We start from the raw sequence: 15,586 nt of genomic DNA, 5'->3' as shown, positions 1-15,586 counted from the left end.
CATCAGGTTTATCAATTTCAGAAAATTACTGCCTAAAACTTAAGCTATAAAATACTGGTAAGTGACAAGTACAATAGCTTGAAATGTTAAGTCGGTGTTTGTGATGAAAGTGTACATCGCTTTAATTCTGTGTCATAATAACCGGTCGTTGATGTCTAGTGTGTATGACTATAGAGGTTCTTGCAGATGTATCTGAGATAGTGGCACGGGCACGATCGTTGCTCCTCAGCGCCATCGAACAGAAAGGCAAAGATAGATTTACCCTCGTGGTGGCGGGAGGAAGTACTCCTAAACCACTGTATGAATCTCTGGCAAAGGCAGACCTGGATACGTCACGCTTGCATATATTTTGGGGTGATGAACGCTATGTTCCCCCTGATGATCCCCAGAGCAATGAACGTATGGTGAGGGAAGCCTGGCTCGATCGGGTAGGTTTCCCGGCTGAGAATATTCATCCTATGCCCACGCATTTTGCCAATCCAGAAGAGGCAGCCAGCGAGTATCAAAGTCAGCTAGAATCTTTCTTTGGTCTTACTCCCCCTGCTTTACCAGTCTTTGATTTTGTGATCTTAGGTATGGGAGATGACGGTCATACTGCGTCTTTGTTTCCCCATACTGAGGCTTTGCAGGTACAGGATCGATGGGTAACTGTTGGCAAAAAAGACAACCAACCCCGTCTTACTCTCACTTTTCCTGTGATCAACAGTGCTAGACAAATTGTCTTTTTAGTCAGTGGTGCTAACAAAAATAAGGCATTCCAAGCTGTTCATGCCAAAGTAGGTGATAGCAATCAATATCCAGCACGTTTGATTAAAGGCAATGTGGTGTGGCTAGTCGATCGTGCTGCCTTCGGCAATGGTTTGTAGAGATAGGGTCTAGCCATGCTCAAAGGGAAAAAGATACTGAGAAAAAACATTGGTTAAAAGAGGAAAACTGAAATCTGCTTAACTAAATTTCTCTAGCGTTCGCTGACTCTAAATTCCGCTCTAGCATGGGGTTAGTTTGTCTTTTTGCACCAAGGGAAGGACATATTTTCCTGGTGTAAGTTTTTGCAGTGTTGTCGGGCAGAATCCTTAATTCATGGACAGGTTCACACTGCTGAGGTGATTACGTTTATTGATTTGCGCGCTAGTGAAATCAGAGTAAGGGAAGACAAACTATGAATTCTTTTTTCATAGAAAGGTTTAACTACATTTTTTGCTAGGTACGTAATTAACACAGGTCATACTAAAGAAGTCTGTATAAAGTTACTTGTTAAACAACTAAGATTAGCCAGTGCAATTTTGTAGTATTCTTCCTTAATTTCAATACCAATGTAATGTCGATTCATTTCTGCAGCACATACACAAGTCGTACCGGAGCCAACGAACGGGTCTAAAACTAAATCCCCCTCATCAGAAAATAGCTTGATGAACCATGTAGGTAATGCTTTGGGAAAAGTAGCACTGTGTTGTTTGTTACCGCACTCTGTAGCTAGATGTAAAACGTTAGTAGGATAAGCCATCTCTCTACCCAACCAATTAGCAATATTTTTACCAAAACCGCTACCTACTTGGGAGTTAAATCTTATTCTGTCATTACTCCCCAAATGCCTAAGCCTACTTTTTGCCCATTCTCCTGTAGGAACCATTACAGCCTCCTGATTCATCTTAAACTTTTTCTGTTTGTTAAATTGCAGGCATCTTTCCCAGGCATCCCGAAACCGATTGGGCCATTTCCCAGGAGCACAATTCTTTTTATGCCAAATAAACTCTTCAGTCCATAACCACCCTTGTCGTTTTAAGGCTAAAATTAGCTCCAAAACGTAAGTATGTCTTTCCCCTTCCACTACCTTTTCTTTGATGTTTAGAATAAAAGTGCCATCTTCTACCAAAACCCGCTTTAGTTCAGCGGCAATCGGCAAAAACCACTCAACATAGTTATCGGGGTCTATACCGCCGTAGGTAGAGCGACGACTATCGGCATAGGGGGGAGAAGTTACTATTAAATTGACGTAAATTGACGCAGTCGCTAGGCATTTGTTTAAGAATATCTTGGCAGTCTCCCAGTATGATTCGATCGTGCCATTCTGTTGACTTAGCCATTACTAGACTTGTTAACTCAGTCGCTTGTCTATTTTACATAACCCTCTGGCTTAAAAATAAAAAACGCCCGTGGGGGCGGAAAGTATTGACTTATTGTAACAGAGGTTCGCGAGTCTCACCGAGCGGCGGTTCGCGAGTCTCACCGAGCGGCGGTTCGCGAGTCTCACCGAGCGGCTCAGTACTATTCCCGAATCCACTCTGGAATTGCCTCTTCCTTAGTGTTAGTACGGCGTTCCAACGTCTGACGCTCAAACCGCATATGAATCGATCGGGTCTGCACACCGTCTGCTGCCACCGCCAAAATTGGATAGTCAATTACACCGTCTTGGAAAGACATGTGGTGACGGAAAGTGCCATCGGGGTTCAGTTCGATACGCTGCCCACCGATCGTGACGGTGGCGTCAGGTTCCGTCGCGCCGTAGACAATCAGTTCCGCATCCGCTACTAACCAGAACTGGCGGGGACGTTGGGGCACAGCTGCAGAGAATAGACCGATACCGGAGAGGGTCAGCAGCCCTAGACCAGAGGCAGTGAGGTAACCCACACCCGATTCACTGTAGAGACCTACGCCAGACAGGGAGAGGAAGCCCAGACCACTGGCAGTTAACTGTACAGACCCAGGGACAAAGGTTTCCAAGCCCACGCCTGACATAGAGAGCTGCACCGAACCAGGTAGGCGGGTTTCGAAGCCCACACCAGACATGGATAGATGTACAGAACCAGGGATACGGGTCTCGAAGCCCACACCGGACATGGACAATTGCATCGAGCCAGGTACACCTAACCCTACACCACTGGCAGTCAGTTGCACGGAACCAGGCACCGCTTTTTCCATGCCCACCCCAGACATATGCACAGACCCAGGTACAGCAAAGGAACTAACAGCCTGCTCTGCCATCTGCATGGAACCAAAAATAGAACCGGGTTGCCTTTGTTCCATGATTGCTGTTGCCTCGGCGGGACGTACACCTGTCCGCTGTTTGGGCATGAGGGTAAAGAAGGTGCGTCCAATTAGGGTTTGTTCCCAGGGAATTGACAGGAAATAGTCTTCTGTCCAATCGGTGGGATAGACAGGGGGGACATGAATAGAAGCCGAGCGGGCTAACATCAGCCAACGCCCATCATTGGTGCGATAGCCAATTTCTACAACATAGCTCCGATCGCTCATGGGAATGGGTAAATACCACTCCCTCGCCATCTCATCACAGGCATATTCCTGGACAGTATGGGGCATTTGGTAGTCTAGGTTGATGTCTGTGACATCGTAGATGCGCAGAGCTAGTTGTTGTCCCCCTTGGCGGCGACAGGCTTCCTTGGCACTGTCAGGAATATCCCAGTAGGCATAAGCCCATTGGGGGTCACGGGGTAATAGGACAATGCGGGGTTCCCCGTAGCCTGCGGGGAGGTCACCCAGATTCCAGTCCACCATTGCCAGCTCCGTTGCCTCTGCCACCACTGCTGCGCTTGCTTGTCCTAATTCAAACTTCTTTGCTTCCACAGTCTCTCTCTCTTCCATAGGTTGGGGTTCATGTTTACGTACGAGATCACCAAGCTTAGCTGCTTGAATAGCCTTGAGTAGTTGGGACTTCCGCATCCGACTGTAACGGGAAATCGCATACTCAGACGCTATCTTCCGCAACTGGCGCAAGGTCATCTCCTCCAAGGGCGGGCGTTCCTGAGCCATAGCTGTTTACCCTGAATTACTACATCCGATCGCTTGCCGATCGAATAATTCCATTCTGACTAGACACTGGGAGGGGATCAATGACCAGAGGTAGGTATTTTTCGTCAGCCTTAGCCCTTCCACGGAGAGCAAAACTACTCCCTGCCTGGGTTTGATAACTTTTCCTTGGGGATCAAAATGTTGTGATCCCCTGACATATTGTCCGCCAGGGGTGGGCAGGATGCAGACATCCTAATTGAGTGCTTGGGCAGTTAATCCTTCGGCAAGGGGGGGATGGAGGGCGCACTAGCCGTTACAATTGTTAAAACTTTGGAGGAGTTTGCATGGCAAAGGCTTTGGTTAACTATGTCCTGGCAGGTTTATTTTTGTTGCTGTTCTTGTTTGGCTCTACGGTGGGGGCATGGGCGAGTTTGAGTAACTTGCCTCGCAATGAAGGCAAACCCCTGACTACCAGAGAAATGCGGGAATTGGTGGGAGGTGGTATGACAGGCAACTACGAAGAGGATGTCAAACGATTACTGGTCAGTCTGCGCACGGCTCTGGATCAGGAAACTAAGGAGGCACAAACTGATGCCAAGTACAAAATCAACGCATTTGCTGCCCGCTACCGCCGTCCCCCCTATGAGGGACTGGAGTCTTTTACTATGCTGCGTACGGCTTTGAATACCTTGGCAAGCTACTATAACAACACCACTAGTCGCCGCGCTTCCTTGCCCCCTAAGGTCAAAGAACGGGTGTTTATGGAACTCGATCGGGCAGAACGTGCTCTAGCAGAGGGGTTGTAATTAAAGTGGGGCTTCGACAGGCTCAGCCCCCAGGTGACAAAATCAGTTGTCTAGGGATAATTCCCGTTTAGCAAGTCCTGCGCACCAATGATTGGTGGGACAAGTGAAAATACTTTGGAGAAATTGCTACAGTTCAGGGTGCTTGCCGATTATTTGGGCGACTTCCTTGGCAAAGTAGGTAAGAATTATGTCTGCTCCTGCCCGCTTCATTGCCAGAAGGGTTTCTAGCATGACTTTTTTGCCATCAATCCACCCCAACCGATCGGCAGCTTTGATCATGGCGTATTCCCCAGAGACGTTGTAAGCCACCACAGGGACATCGGTTGCCATTTTCACAGCGTGGATGATGTCCAGGTAGGCCAGGGCGGGTTTGACCATGACCATGTCTGCCCCTTCTTCGATGTCTAAAAAGACTTCCTTGAGGGCTTCACGGCTGTTGCCACAGTCCATCTGGTAGGTTTTCTTATCCCCTGATTTGGGGGCTGAACCGAGGGCATCGCGGAAGGGACCGTAGTAGGCGGAGGCGTATTTGGCAGAATAGGCAAGGATGCCCACCCGATCGAAGCCACTGGCATCTAGTTCGGCGCGAATTGCTCCTACTCTACCGTCCATCATGTCGGAGGGACTGACGAAATCGGCACCGGCTTGGGCGTGGGAAACAGCCATCTTCACCAGGACCTCTACGGTTTCATCGTTGAGGATTTCCCCGTCTTCACTCCGTACGCCGTCGTGCCCATGGGTGGTGTAGGGGTCAAGGGCGACATCGCTAAATACCAGTACATCGGGGATGTTTTGTTTGAGGGCGCGGATAGTGCGTTGGATCAATCCATCGGGGTTGAAGCTCTCGGTGCCACTGTTGTCTTTCTTTTCTTCTGGTACGACAGGGAAGAGGGCAACGGCACTGATTCCCAACTCGTAGGCTTCCTTGACTTCTGTGAGCAACCGATCGATGGTGAAGCGATAACTGCCGGGCATGGAGGGCACTTCTACGACTTGGTTTTCTCCTTCCATGACGAAGAGGGGGTAAATCAGGTCATTGGTGGTGAGGACAGTTTCGCGGACGAGGCGGCGAATAGCAGGTGTACGCCGTAGGCGACGGGGACGATGGGTTAGTTCCATAGGTTTTCTTCTAGCTCAGGTTGGTATTCTAACTTACCAGGCTTTGAGATTGATGGTAATGCCGTTGCAGTTGTTCGGGGCTGAGGGCGGTGCGTAGATGTTGCCAGGGCAAAATGTCTGTTTCCTGCCACCGATCGTGGAGGTAGTAATCAAGGGGGGGGAGTTGGGCTTGCAGGTCTTTGTAGGCACGTTTGTACATACCATCGCTGGGAACATCTCCCTGACTGTATTGCCACACCAGTTCCAATAGGGGAGTCAAGCGCCGGTCGCCCCTTGATAGCAACCCTTGAATCAGGGAGTCTTTGTAACTTTCGGGACGCAAATCAATGCCCTGGGGAGCCAGGTGTTTTTGCAGGTATTGCAATTTTTTATCGCCCTGTCTATCAATACCGCACCACTGCCAAGGGGTATGGGCTTTGGGGACAAAGGTGCTACAACCGAGGGTGAGTTTGAGTTGGGGAGCAATTTTTTTCAGTTCCCGCAGCAGACCGATCGTTGCTTCTAAATCTGCCATGTCTTCCCCTGGGACACCCACCATACCGTAGAATTTAATCCCTTTGAGTCCCCCTGCCTGGGCATTGGCAACGGCCTGCTTAATTTCCTCATTGCTTAGTTTTTTGTTGATGATTTGCCGTAGACGTTCTGACCCGCTTTCTATGGCGATCGTGACCGATCGGCTGTCATGGCGACTGAGAATTTCACAGAGGCGGACAGTGAGGGTGTTAGTGCGCACAGAGGCTAGACTTAGGCGGAGGTCGGCAAATTGGGGTTGGTCAATGTAGTCTAAAACCTGCTCAAATTCTGGATGCTGCGTGATGGAAGCCCCCAGAAGACCAATACGGTTGGTAACGGCAAAACCCCGCTCGATCGCTGGGAGCAAACTGCCTTCCACGCTGGCAACGCGAAAAGGGAGGGTGAGGTAACTGGCTAGACAAAAGCGGCACATTTCGGGGCAACTGCGCACCACTTCCACCATGTAGATATTTTCCCAGGCGCTGTGGGGAGTCACTACCGTGGAAGCCGACAGGACATTACCGCGATAGCTGCGTTTGGTTACGGTAGGGGGAAAAGCGGAGGAGAGGGGGGTAATACTTTTTAGCTTGCCCTGCCGATCGTGGTAATCCACCTGGTAGCCCTGGGGCACGTAGATGCCTGGGACTTGGGCAAGACGTTCCAGTTTTGCTTGGCGACTAGCTCCCCGCACTTCCTTAAACGCGGCTATCATTTCCGGAATTAGTTCTTCCCCATCACCCAGGAGGATGAAATCAAACCAGGAGGCATAGGGTTCGGGATTTGCCGTTAACACAGCTCCGCCGCCAAAGACGAGGGGACATGAGATGTCTCGGTCTTGACTATGCCAGGGGATGCCCAACTGTTTGAGGGCGCTGAGGATATGGACAAAATCCAACTCCCAACTAAAAGAGAAACCCCACAGGTCAATGGCAGGGGGCAGGGGATCAGCCACATCCGTAAACCAGCGATAGACTGCTACATCCGATCGGGTCGCCAAACTCGCCCAGATCATCTGGTAGCCCAAGCTAGTGATGCCCACGCTGTAGGTGTTGGGAAAGGCATAGACGATCGCTAAGCTATCGGGGGAGGGGACAGTCGCTCGGTGAGACTCGCGAACCGCCGCTCGGTGAGACTCGCGAACCGCCGCTCGGTGAGACTCGCGAACCGCAGGTTCAAACAGTAGAATTTCATCCTTGGCGTAATCACTCAGGGTCTTCCTCTGTTTAGCTGTAGCAAGGGAGTTGTGCTCACGCTGGGAGAACTTCCCTGATTTTTTCGACATAGGTATTGATGTTTTCCCGATCGAGACGATAACTCAGGGTATGGGCAATTAAGCGAGCAGTACTGTGGAAAAGAACCTCAATTTCAATCAAGCCATTTTCTCTGAGGGTGCGTCCTGTGGAAACCAAATCGACGATCGCGTCTGCCATACCTGTAATTGGCGCTAACTCCACTGAGCCGTAGAGGGGGATGATTTCTACAGGCAAGTCAATACTGGCGAAATATTCCTGGGTGATACGCACAGACTTAGAAGCGATGCGGCTGTGGGGGGGCAAACTCAAACCCGATCGGTAGGGACTACTCTGGGGCACAGCAATGGACATGCGACAGTGACCAAACTGCAAATCCAAAAGACGGGCAACCTTAGGCATTTTCTCTCGCAGCACATCTTCCCCCGCAATCCCTAGGTGAGCTTCTCCATACTCCACATACACTGGCACATCCTGCGCCCGCACCAACATCGCCTTGGCTTTGCCCTGGGGATCAGTAATCTGTAACAGGCGGTTCGACTCATCCAAAAACGGGGAAAAATCCAAACCGATCGTTTGCAACAGACGAATAGAGTCCTGCAGGAGAGAGCCTTTGGGAATAGCGAAAGTCAGCATGATTTACTGTTTCTGTTTGTCATCCAACCATTGTTCAACTTTTTGGGACAGTTTTTGCGTTAAACGATCGGTCAAGCTAACCACTGTCTTCCCCACCTTGTCCGTCATTACCGTAGCCGTGGTTACCAACTTCTGCTTCAACTCTTGAGTCATCCTTTCCTGCTGTTTTCGTTTGTACCACTCTTGGAACTTCCTTTCAAACATTGACCCATCAGTGACAAAGACCGACCAGCCCTCTAGCGCTACAAACACACCCCAAATAAGGAGAGGATAAATTGCCCAGGTGATAGCCCTAGCAGTGAAGAAGTTGAGACTCAGAAAAACAGCATTAACTACAACATAGGTGACCAATCCATCACGGAAACGGCGCCGCGCCACCTGGATGAATTCCATCAAGTCAGACTGTAGTTGTTTTTCCTCTTGCCATTCCTTTTCCGCTAGGGCAAAGTCTTCTGGCGAGACCCCCAATTCCCTAGCAATTTCTTCCACTTGCGCACGGGAGAGTTTTTCCCCCGTCTTCTGACTGCGGAGAAGTGCCTTTTGCAGAATTTGCTGTACTTCTAACTCCGTGTAGCTGTTCATAGTTAGATCTCCGTGTAGCTGTTCGCTATTCATAGTTAGACTAGGCTCACTAGGACTCTAGCTAGGGAAACGTTCAGGGAACTTACCAGCCACGATCGTCAGTGTTTCTGTACGACCTGCTCGCCGCACCTCGATCGGGATTCTTTCCCCTACTTCCTTGGTCTCGACAATTTGTTGCACCCGATCGGCAGATTTAACAGTTTCACCAGCCACCTTGACAATCACATCCCCTGCCCGCATGCCACCTCTAGCTGCAGGAGAATCAGGCACCACCCTTGTCACCAAAACCCCCTCGGTTTCCTCAACCCGAATACCAGCATTGGGGTCACTGTTGATTTGGTCGCGGATGACAGGGTCGATCGTTATCATTTGAATGCCCAAGTAAGCGCGAGTGACAGAGCCTTTCTCGATAATCTGTTTGGCAATTCTCTGGGCAGTCTCGATCGGGATAGCAAACCCCAAACCCTGCGCCCCTTGAATAATAGCCGTATTGACACCAATTACTTCTCCCCGTTCATTGAGGAGGGGTCCCCCCGAATTTCCAGGGTTGATGGCAGCATCCGTTTGAATGAAATTCACCCGCTTATCCACGCCAATTTCACCGCTGCGCCGCCCCAGGGCACTAATGATGCCCGCTGTTACTGTGTTGTCTAGACCGAGGGGGTTCCCAATAGCGATCGCCCATTCCCCCGGACGCAGGTTCTGAGAACTACCCAACTTCACTACAGGTAAATCTCCTGGCAACTCCTTGGGGTCAATTTTCACTACCGCAATGTCCGTCAAGGTGTCTTTCCCCAACACCCTAGCTTTGAGACGACGACCATCCCGCAATACTACCGAGACATCCGTTGCTCCTTCCACCACATGGGCATTGGTAATAATTAGACCTTGCTTGTCAATAATGAAACCAGAACCAGTACCGCGCTCTACTCTCTCTCTAGGCTGACGGGGGAAAGGAAAAGTATCACCAAAAAAGTCACGGAAGAAGGGGTCGTTGAAGATGTCAGGCACTGGATCAGAACTGGTCACCAAGCGCGAAGCATTAATGCGCACTACTGCTGCCCCTGTTTTGCTAACCGCATCAGCGATAAAGTTCAAATTAGTGGGAGCCGAAGGGAGCGATCGAGCTTCTTGCACTGCTATAGCCTTTGGTTGATTGGCAGGAGGGGTTAACTCCGTTGTTGTAGTTGACATACTGGCCAGAACTCCCCATGCCCCCATAACCACACCGAGCAACACGGAAGCCGCATGGAGTAGGACTTTTTTCCACCAAGGCATAGCTGTTTCCCCAGTCAGACTACACTAGTATTGTATCTAACGCCGCCATAAATAAAATAGAAACAACCCAGGAATGCCTGTCAGTAGCAGTAGAGCTAACCGATCCCGGTCCAGGAGAGAGAGCTGATCTAGGCGTAAAATCAGAGGTAGTCCGTACTTAATCGCCCCGCTAAGCAGGAAAGACAGGATGAGAATTTTCACGACCGTACCCATCACTTAATTTGACTGGGGTCAGGAAAGTTTTTAATGGGTTGCCCTGCCATAGCCTGTTCCATAAATCTCCGCCAGATAGGAGCTACGTGCACACCACCAGTAGTGCCATAAGCCATAGGGGAATAGTCATCGTTGCCAATCCAAACTGCCACTGCCATCTGCGGCACGTAACCTACGAACCAAGCGTCGCGAAAATCAGAAGTTGTACCGGTTTTACCCGCTACAGGTCGACCATCGGAGAGTTGCGCTGCTGTCCCTGTACCACTCGTAACTACTGCCCGCAACACATCATTGACCATCGCCACCGCATAGGGGTTTAGCGCTACTTCCTTGGGCAAATTGGTGTTATCTAAAATGACATTCCCCCTACTATCTGTCACTTGGGCAATCAGAGTCGGGCGCACTTTGTAACCGCCATTGGCAAACATGGCATAGGCTCCTGCTGCCTCGATCGGTGTTATATCTGCTGACCCTAAGGGCAGGGAAATTACAGGGGGTAGAGGGCTAGTAATGCCCATCTTGCGACAGTCTTCGATCACTCGTTTAATCCCTACATACTCACCCAGTAAAATAGCAGGGATATTGCGGGAGACTGCCACCGCCTGGCGAATGCTCATCGGTCCAGCAAAAGTGTTGTCATAATTTTGGGGAGAGTAATAGCCGTCACCGTCAGGAAAACTAATGGGCGAATCATTAATGACAGAATCAGGGGACCAGTTCCCTGTAGCAAAGGCGGAGTAATAGACAAAGGGCTTAAAGGAAGACCCCATCTGTCTTTGGGCCTGTACCGCTCGATTGAATTGATTTTTCTGAAATGGCCCCACACCCCCCACCAACGCCTTGACAAAACCATTACTGGTATCCACCGCTACCAACGCCAACTGCCCTGCCCCCACCCCCTGATACACCAGGGATTCATGCCCCTCTTGGGCAACCTTCTCCGCTATGCGCTGCAACTTGAGGTCGATCGTAGTTTTCACCCGCAGCCCCCCCTTCAGTACCGCATCTAGCCCAAACCGCTCTTCCAATTCCGCTGCTACTGCTTGAGTAACATAGGGTACACGACTAGCTTCAAAGGAAATCCCTTTACCTAACTTGATGGGTTCATTCTTTGCCTGTTGGTATTCCTCCTCCGTAATCCAGTTGATTTCCCGCATACGGTTGAGCACGATCGCTTGTCGTTGTTTTGCCAATTTGAAGTTAGCAAAGGGATTATAAATTGAGGGAGCTTGGATAATGCCTGCCATCATAGCTGATTCTGCCAAAGTAAGTTCGGCTGCCGATTTGCCAAAGTAGTGTTGTGCCGCTGTTTCAGCACCGTTGGTATTTTCCCCCCAGTACACCTGATTGAGGTACATTTCCAGGATTTGATTCTTGTCAAATATCTGTTCCACCCGCAAAGCCAGCACCGCTTCCGCTAGTTTACGACTTAAACTAATTTCATTAGTCAGAAATAGGTTCTTAACTAATTGCTGAGTAAGAGTCGATCCCCCCTCCTTGGTAGTTTTGCTCTGCAGATTCACTACTAAAGCGCGGGCAATTCCCACAGGGTCAATGCCTTTATGTTGCAAAAAATAGGAGTCCTCGATCGCCAGTACTGCCCGTTTGAGGTGGGGGGAAATACGTTCTAGGGGCACGACTTCGCGGTTGACGTCCCCATGTAGCCTAGCAATTAGTTCGCCATTGATGTCATAGATGTAGGAAGTCTCAGAAGGGGCATAGACCTTGAGCACTCGCACATCGGGCAAATCACGGAAACTCAGGGCTAACCCTACAATTCCCCCCGCCAGGGCTGAGCCGACCAACAGTGCGCCCCCGAACAGAACCCGCCCCACCGTCTGGCGAACCAGCTGACCCAAGTCTGGCGCTACTAGCTCTACTTCCTGTAAACTGTCTTTTAACATCAGCGTTTTTGTCCTGCCTTAATTAAAAAATAGCCCGCCCCAAAGGACACGATTAAAATCCCCGCCACTAGCAGAATTAACCAAGTACGATTGAGGGGTACACTTTCCGTCATAGGTACGGGTGTCGGAGCAACAGTCTGAGCTACCACTGCTTCAGGGGGAACTTCCGTTTCAGGGTCAATAACAATCTCTTGCTCTTCTCCTGTTTGGGGAGGGGGAAACAGAGAGTTAAGACGGTCTTGGGCAGCCAGAACAACCATGTGGGTTTGGTTATGGGCACTCAGAATAGCCTGTAGTTCTTCTTGCAGGGCTTGGTTTTGTCTAGTTAACCGATCGTTTTGTTGTTGCAGCTGGACAATTTTTGCCTGTGCTGCTTGCAGTTCTGCCGCCAACTCGCGATAGATAGGAATGGGCACCCCAGCCTTGGATTTACCGACCGTGTCTGACTGCATAGGGATAGGCTTTTGGGCTAAACTTTTACCTAAATTTAGCATAATTTTAGCGCTATGTAATGATTTCCAGTGTGCACAATCCCCTAGTCAAACAACTGCGCCAACTGGGGGAAAGTAGTAAACACCGCCACAGGCAAGGACAGATGCTGTTGGAGGGAACACACCTGATCCAAGAGGCAATCGCTGTTAATTATCCCTTAACGATCGTGTGTTATACCCAGACCTGGCAAAACAAGGAGACTGACCTATACCAGCAGCTTTTATCTTACAAATGTCAGATGGAATTGGTGGCAGACCATGTGCTAAGTTCTATTGCCACAACTTTACATCCTGATGGGATTGTGGCTAGTGCTCCTTTGCCCAGCCCTGCCAGCTTGCAGATCAAAAAACTGGCATTAGCCCTAGAGGGAATTCAAGACCCAGGCAACATGGGCACAATTATCAGAAGCAGCAAAGCCGCTGGGTGTGAGGGGATAATTGTCGACAAAAACTGCGTTGATCTGACCAACCCTAAAATCCTCAGGGCAACGGCGGGACAATGGTTCCGATCGGTGATTAAACCCGTGGATAACTTCCTAGCAGAACTAGCTTACTGGCAACAACAGGGGATAAAAGTAGTGGCAACAGGGGCAAAAGCCGAGCGGACATTTTGGGAATATGATTTTTCCCAGCCTTCTTTGTTGGTGTTGGGGAATGAAGGTAAAGGTTTATCAGCAGCAGTTATGGAGATAGCAGATGTTTGTCTTTCCATTCCTGTGGCAGAGGGGGTGGAGTCTTTGAATGTAGCTATGACCGCTACGTTGTTGTTATACGAGGCTAAACGTCAATTCTGGGCAGGTACACGGTTAATGCCATAGGGACGGGGATAGGTCTTACGCAGATGTTCTGCGCGGTAGATGAGAAAGGTTTGTGCCACCTGACCAGCGCGATAGAGGGGTAACTCCTTGATAAAAGTGATCCGATCGAAATAGCCATCATACTTACTTAAATCTTCGGCAAACAGTTGGGAAGTGATGTAAAGACCGTTTTTACCTAACCACGATCGATCGTCTTCCCAGAAGGCAAATCCCCGCAAATCAGTAGCAAAAGTAGTGACGGGTTGTTTAATTTGGGGTACTAGAGCCATGCCTACCTGCCCTGCTAAAAAGAAGTTATTACAAAAGATAAAATCCACCGTTTTTAGTTGCTCGCGGATCGTGGCATCTTGCAGAAAGACCTGACGCATTTGTACCACATCTACTAATTCCGTAGAAGGGTCTTGTTTAATGTCCCAAAACCCCCCAGCAATGGCATATTTGCCCCCCTTTTGCAGCAACCCGTAGCTAGTGTGCAGGAGTGCTACTGTGAGGAGTGAAAAAATAACCATGCCTGAACTCCACAGCCAAATTCTCACCCTGTGGGGATACCGATCGTGCCAGATACTCACCCACTCCCCCAGGAGGATTACTGCCGTAAAAAAGCCTGGCATATGCCAACTAGGTAGGATTTGGCGATAGCCCCCCATCAAGGTAAAGCCCAAAAATACAGGCACACTCACTGCTAGAATTAATTTTTCCTGCTCTGACACTTTCCCTAGCCATGCTTGTCCCAGTTTTGCCATACTTACCCACCACAAAGGTAGACCCAAGCTGGGAAATAAATAGCCATTGCTCACCAAAAAAGTGACAAATAAATCCACCAAACTGTAAGATCGATCGGGGACAGCTCGCCCTGATTGAAACTTAAAAGACACCCAATCCCACTGGTAATTCCACCACAGTAGCGGGGAAATAGTGATCAGGAAAAAGACAAATCCTAAAACAGTCCACTTCGACCACAAAGCCCGCCGGTGCCTATCACTAAACAGGCAAAATAAAACCAGACCAAAACCCAATAAAAAGCCATGATATTTACCCAAGCAAGCCAAACCGATCGCTATACTAATCAACAAAATCCGCCAAGAAGGCAGATAAATTTCTTCCCGCCAGAACTCCCAACTAGCTAGATAAAGAGTCAAAGACCAAAAAAACATTAAGGAGCTGTCAGGTAAAGTTAAAACACCAAACCCAACTGTAAAAAACGGTATGAGGGTAGCTAAGACTAAAGAAAAGAGAGCCGATCGGGGGTTAAACAATCGTTTAGCAGTCAAGTAGAAAAAATACAATGTGCCTGTGTAGAGCAAGATCGAACCCAGGCGGATAGTGAAAGGAGTGACAGCCCCTGTAAGCCATGTGCCCAAACCCGTTGTCAGAGCGACTAAGAGAGGATGGTCAAAGTAACTCCAATCTAGATAGTGCACGTAAAGATAGTAATAGGTCTCATCGTAACCCGCTGGTAAGATTGCCCCGATCGTTAACCGCACCAGCAAACCCCACCCCAACCAAAACACCACCCATCCGTTAGGATAGTTACTCAGGTTATTGTTTTCCCCATGACCATTTCCAACAATTTGTTCTGGCAATTGGCACTTGTCCTCCTGTGGCTAGCGAGTGTTTTTTCTTTGGCGGCGATCGTGCAAAAGATCGGTACAACGGAGCAAGTCCGCAAAGTAGTGCATATTGGCACGGGCAACATTTTACCCCTGGCGTGGTACTTTAACTTTCCCTTGTGGTTTTGTCTAGCCTTCTGTGTCGCCTTTTGCGTTATTACTTTTCTGTCTTATCACTTGCCCATCTTGCCCGTGATTAACAGCGTAGGCAGGCGCACCTATGGTGTTTTTTTCTATGCTCTCAGTATCACTGTTCTAGTTGCCTATTTTTGGACAATTAAACAACCCGCTTTCGCTGTCTTGGGCGTACTGGTAATGAGCTGGGGAGACGGTATTGCCGCTCTGGTAGGACAAAAATGGGGTAAACATCCTTACCAAATCTGGGGAAATCATAAAAGTTGGGAAGGTTCAGGGGTGATGGCGTTAATATGTTTTGTAGTCACAGTTACTGTTTTAGCCACAGCAAGGGGAATAGCAGTGGAGTTGTTACCCATTGGATGCCTGGTAGCGATAGTAGCAACAATTTGCGAGGCAGTGTCACCTGCTGGGAGCGACAATCTAACTGTCCCGATCGGGAGTGGCTTGCTTGCTTATTTACTGACTGGAATTTGGGGTTAGG

General features: G+C 49.3%; 15 protein-coding genes. 4 read left to right on the top strand and 11 right to left on the bottom strand.

Annotated elements, in window-relative coordinates; translation table 11 throughout:
* The first annotated feature begins 164 nt into the window (after positions 1–164).
* On the top strand, positions 165–866 hold the full coding sequence (gene pgl / locus NZM01_03195; GenBank protein ID MCS6959034.1) for a 6-phosphogluconolactonase: 702 nt from the start codon (positions 165–167) through the stop codon (positions 864–866).
* Positions 867–1,222: 356 nt separating this feature from the next.
* Here the strand turns inward: pgl and NZM01_03190 are convergent, their stop codons facing one another.
* Positions 1,223–1,933, bottom strand: coding sequence for a site-specific DNA-methyltransferase (locus NZM01_03190; protein ID MCS6959033.1), 711 nt, complete (start codon positions 1,931–1,933; stop codon positions 1,223–1,225).
* 332 nt (positions 1,934–2,265) lie between these two features.
* Positions 2,266–3,768: a DUF4912 domain-containing protein gene (locus NZM01_03185; GenBank protein MCS6959032.1), complete on the bottom strand. Its 1,503-nt coding sequence runs from the start codon at positions 3,766–3,768 to the stop codon at positions 2,266–2,268.
* Between the two features lie 323 nt (positions 3,769–4,091).
* Between NZM01_03185 and NZM01_03180 the strand changes: the two genes are divergently transcribed.
* Entirely contained in the window at positions 4,092–4,553 is a 462-nt protein-coding gene (locus tag NZM01_03180) for a hypothetical protein (protein MCS6959031.1), read from the top strand.
* A gap of 126 nt (positions 4,554–4,679) precedes the next feature.
* Here the strand turns inward: NZM01_03180 and hemB are convergent, their stop codons facing one another.
* The 8 genes from hemB to NZM01_03140 are packed head-to-tail and all read right to left on the bottom strand — an operon-like array spanning position 4,680 to position 12,500.
* On the bottom strand, positions 4,680–5,672 hold the full coding sequence (hemB, locus tag NZM01_03175; GenBank protein MCS6959030.1) for a porphobilinogen synthase: 993 nt from the start codon (positions 5,670–5,672) through the stop codon (positions 4,680–4,682).
* 28 nt (positions 5,673–5,700) lie between these two features.
* Entirely contained in the window at positions 5,701–7,467 is a 1,767-nt protein-coding gene (locus NZM01_03170) for a B12-binding domain-containing radical SAM protein (protein MCS6959029.1), read from the bottom strand.
* Positions 7,433–8,071, bottom strand: coding sequence for an ATP phosphoribosyltransferase (gene hisG, locus NZM01_03165; protein MCS6959028.1), 639 nt, complete (start codon positions 8,069–8,071; stop codon positions 7,433–7,435). Before hisG ends, NZM01_03170 begins: the two co-directional genes overlap by 35 nt.
* A gap of 3 nt (positions 8,072–8,074) precedes the next feature.
* On the bottom strand, positions 8,075–8,653 hold the full coding sequence (locus NZM01_03160; GenBank protein ID MCS6959027.1) for a 2TM domain-containing protein: 579 nt from the start codon (positions 8,651–8,653) through the stop codon (positions 8,075–8,077).
* Between the two features lie 57 nt (positions 8,654–8,710).
* Entirely contained in the window at positions 8,711–9,931 is a 1,221-nt protein-coding gene (locus tag NZM01_03155) for a trypsin-like peptidase domain-containing protein (protein MCS6959026.1), read from the bottom strand.
* A gap of 36 nt (positions 9,932–9,967) precedes the next feature.
* Positions 9,968–10,144 (bottom strand): hypothetical protein, encoded by a 177-nt coding sequence (locus NZM01_03150; GenBank protein ID MCS6959025.1) that lies wholly within the window; start codon positions 10,142–10,144, stop codon positions 9,968–9,970.
* The gene (locus tag NZM01_03145; GenBank protein ID MCS6959024.1) at positions 10,144–12,048 is read right to left on the bottom strand and encodes a penicillin-binding protein 1A; all 1,905 of its coding nucleotides are present in this window, start codon (positions 12,046–12,048) and stop codon (positions 10,144–10,146) included. The genes NZM01_03150 and NZM01_03145 overlap by 1 nt, the downstream gene beginning before the upstream one ends.
* The gene (locus NZM01_03140; GenBank protein ID MCS6959023.1) at positions 12,048–12,500 is read right to left on the bottom strand and encodes a hypothetical protein; all 453 of its coding nucleotides are present in this window, start codon (positions 12,498–12,500) and stop codon (positions 12,048–12,050) included. The genes NZM01_03145 and NZM01_03140 overlap by 1 nt, the downstream gene beginning before the upstream one ends.
* 59 nt (positions 12,501–12,559) lie before the next feature.
* Here NZM01_03140 and NZM01_03135 point away from each other — a divergent pair, with 59 nt between their 5' ends.
* Positions 12,560–13,357 (top strand): RNA methyltransferase, encoded by a 798-nt coding sequence (locus tag NZM01_03135; protein ID MCS6959022.1) that lies wholly within the window; start codon positions 12,560–12,562, stop codon positions 13,355–13,357.
* Here NZM01_03135 and NZM01_03130 read toward each other — a convergent pair.
* Positions 13,324–14,940: a glycosyltransferase family 39 protein gene (locus NZM01_03130; GenBank protein MCS6959021.1), complete on the bottom strand. Its 1,617-nt coding sequence runs from the start codon at positions 14,938–14,940 to the stop codon at positions 13,324–13,326. The two genes, NZM01_03135 and NZM01_03130, sit on opposite strands and share 34 nt — an antisense overlap.
* On the opposite strand from NZM01_03130, the gene NZM01_03125 reads away from it, so the two are divergent.
* The gene (locus NZM01_03125; protein ID MCS6959020.1) at positions 14,911–15,585 is read left to right on the top strand and encodes an SEC59/DGK1/VTE5 family protein; all 675 of its coding nucleotides are present in this window, start codon (positions 14,911–14,913) and stop codon (positions 15,583–15,585) included. The genes NZM01_03130 and NZM01_03125 overlap by 30 nt on opposite strands.
* Position 15,586 lies beyond the last annotated feature (1 nt).

The organism is Pseudanabaenaceae cyanobacterium SKYG29, assembly GCA_025055675.1.
Classification (GTDB): domain Bacteria; phylum Cyanobacteriota; class Cyanobacteriia; order Pseudanabaenales; family Pseudanabaenaceae; genus M5B4.
This window is presented reverse-complemented; position numbering and strand designations above follow the sequence as displayed.

Bases quoted from the DNA above. Each gene is read 5' to 3' on its own strand.
- NZM01_03135 (MCS6959022.1), top strand. From the start codon at position 12,560: ATGATTTCCAGTGTGCACAATCCCCTAGTCAAACAACTGCGCCAACTG.
- hisG (MCS6959028.1), bottom strand. From the start codon at position 8,071: ATGCTGACTTTCGCTATTCCCAAAGGCTCTCTCCTGCAGGACTCTATT.
- NZM01_03170 (MCS6959029.1), bottom strand. From the start codon at position 7,467: ATGTCGAAAAAATCAGGGAAGTTCTCCCAGCGTGAGCACAACTCCCTT.
- NZM01_03150 (MCS6959025.1), bottom strand. From the start codon at position 10,144: ATGGGTACGGTCGTGAAAATTCTCATCCTGTCTTTCCTGCTTAGCGGG.
- NZM01_03125 (MCS6959020.1), top strand. From the start codon at position 14,911: ATGACCATTTCCAACAATTTGTTCTGGCAATTGGCACTTGTCCTCCTG.
- hemB (MCS6959030.1), bottom strand. From the start codon at position 5,672: ATGGAACTAACCCATCGTCCCCGTCGCCTACGGCGTACACCTGCTATT.
- NZM01_03145 (MCS6959024.1), bottom strand. From the start codon at position 12,048: ATGTTAAAAGACAGTTTACAGGAAGTAGAGCTAGTAGCGCCAGACTTG.
- NZM01_03140 (MCS6959023.1), bottom strand. From the start codon at position 12,500: ATGCAGTCAGACACGGTCGGTAAATCCAAGGCTGGGGTGCCCATTCCT.
- NZM01_03180 (MCS6959031.1), top strand. From the start codon at position 4,092: ATGGCAAAGGCTTTGGTTAACTATGTCCTGGCAGGTTTATTTTTGTTG.
- NZM01_03160 (MCS6959027.1), bottom strand. From the start codon at position 8,653: ATGAACAGCTACACGGAGTTAGAAGTACAGCAAATTCTGCAAAAGGCA.
- NZM01_03155 (MCS6959026.1), bottom strand. From the start codon at position 9,931: ATGCCTTGGTGGAAAAAAGTCCTACTCCATGCGGCTTCCGTGTTGCTC.
- pgl (MCS6959034.1), top strand. From the start codon at position 165: ATGACTATAGAGGTTCTTGCAGATGTATCTGAGATAGTGGCACGGGCA.
- NZM01_03185 (MCS6959032.1), bottom strand. From the start codon at position 3,768: ATGGCTCAGGAACGCCCGCCCTTGGAGGAGATGACCTTGCGCCAGTTG.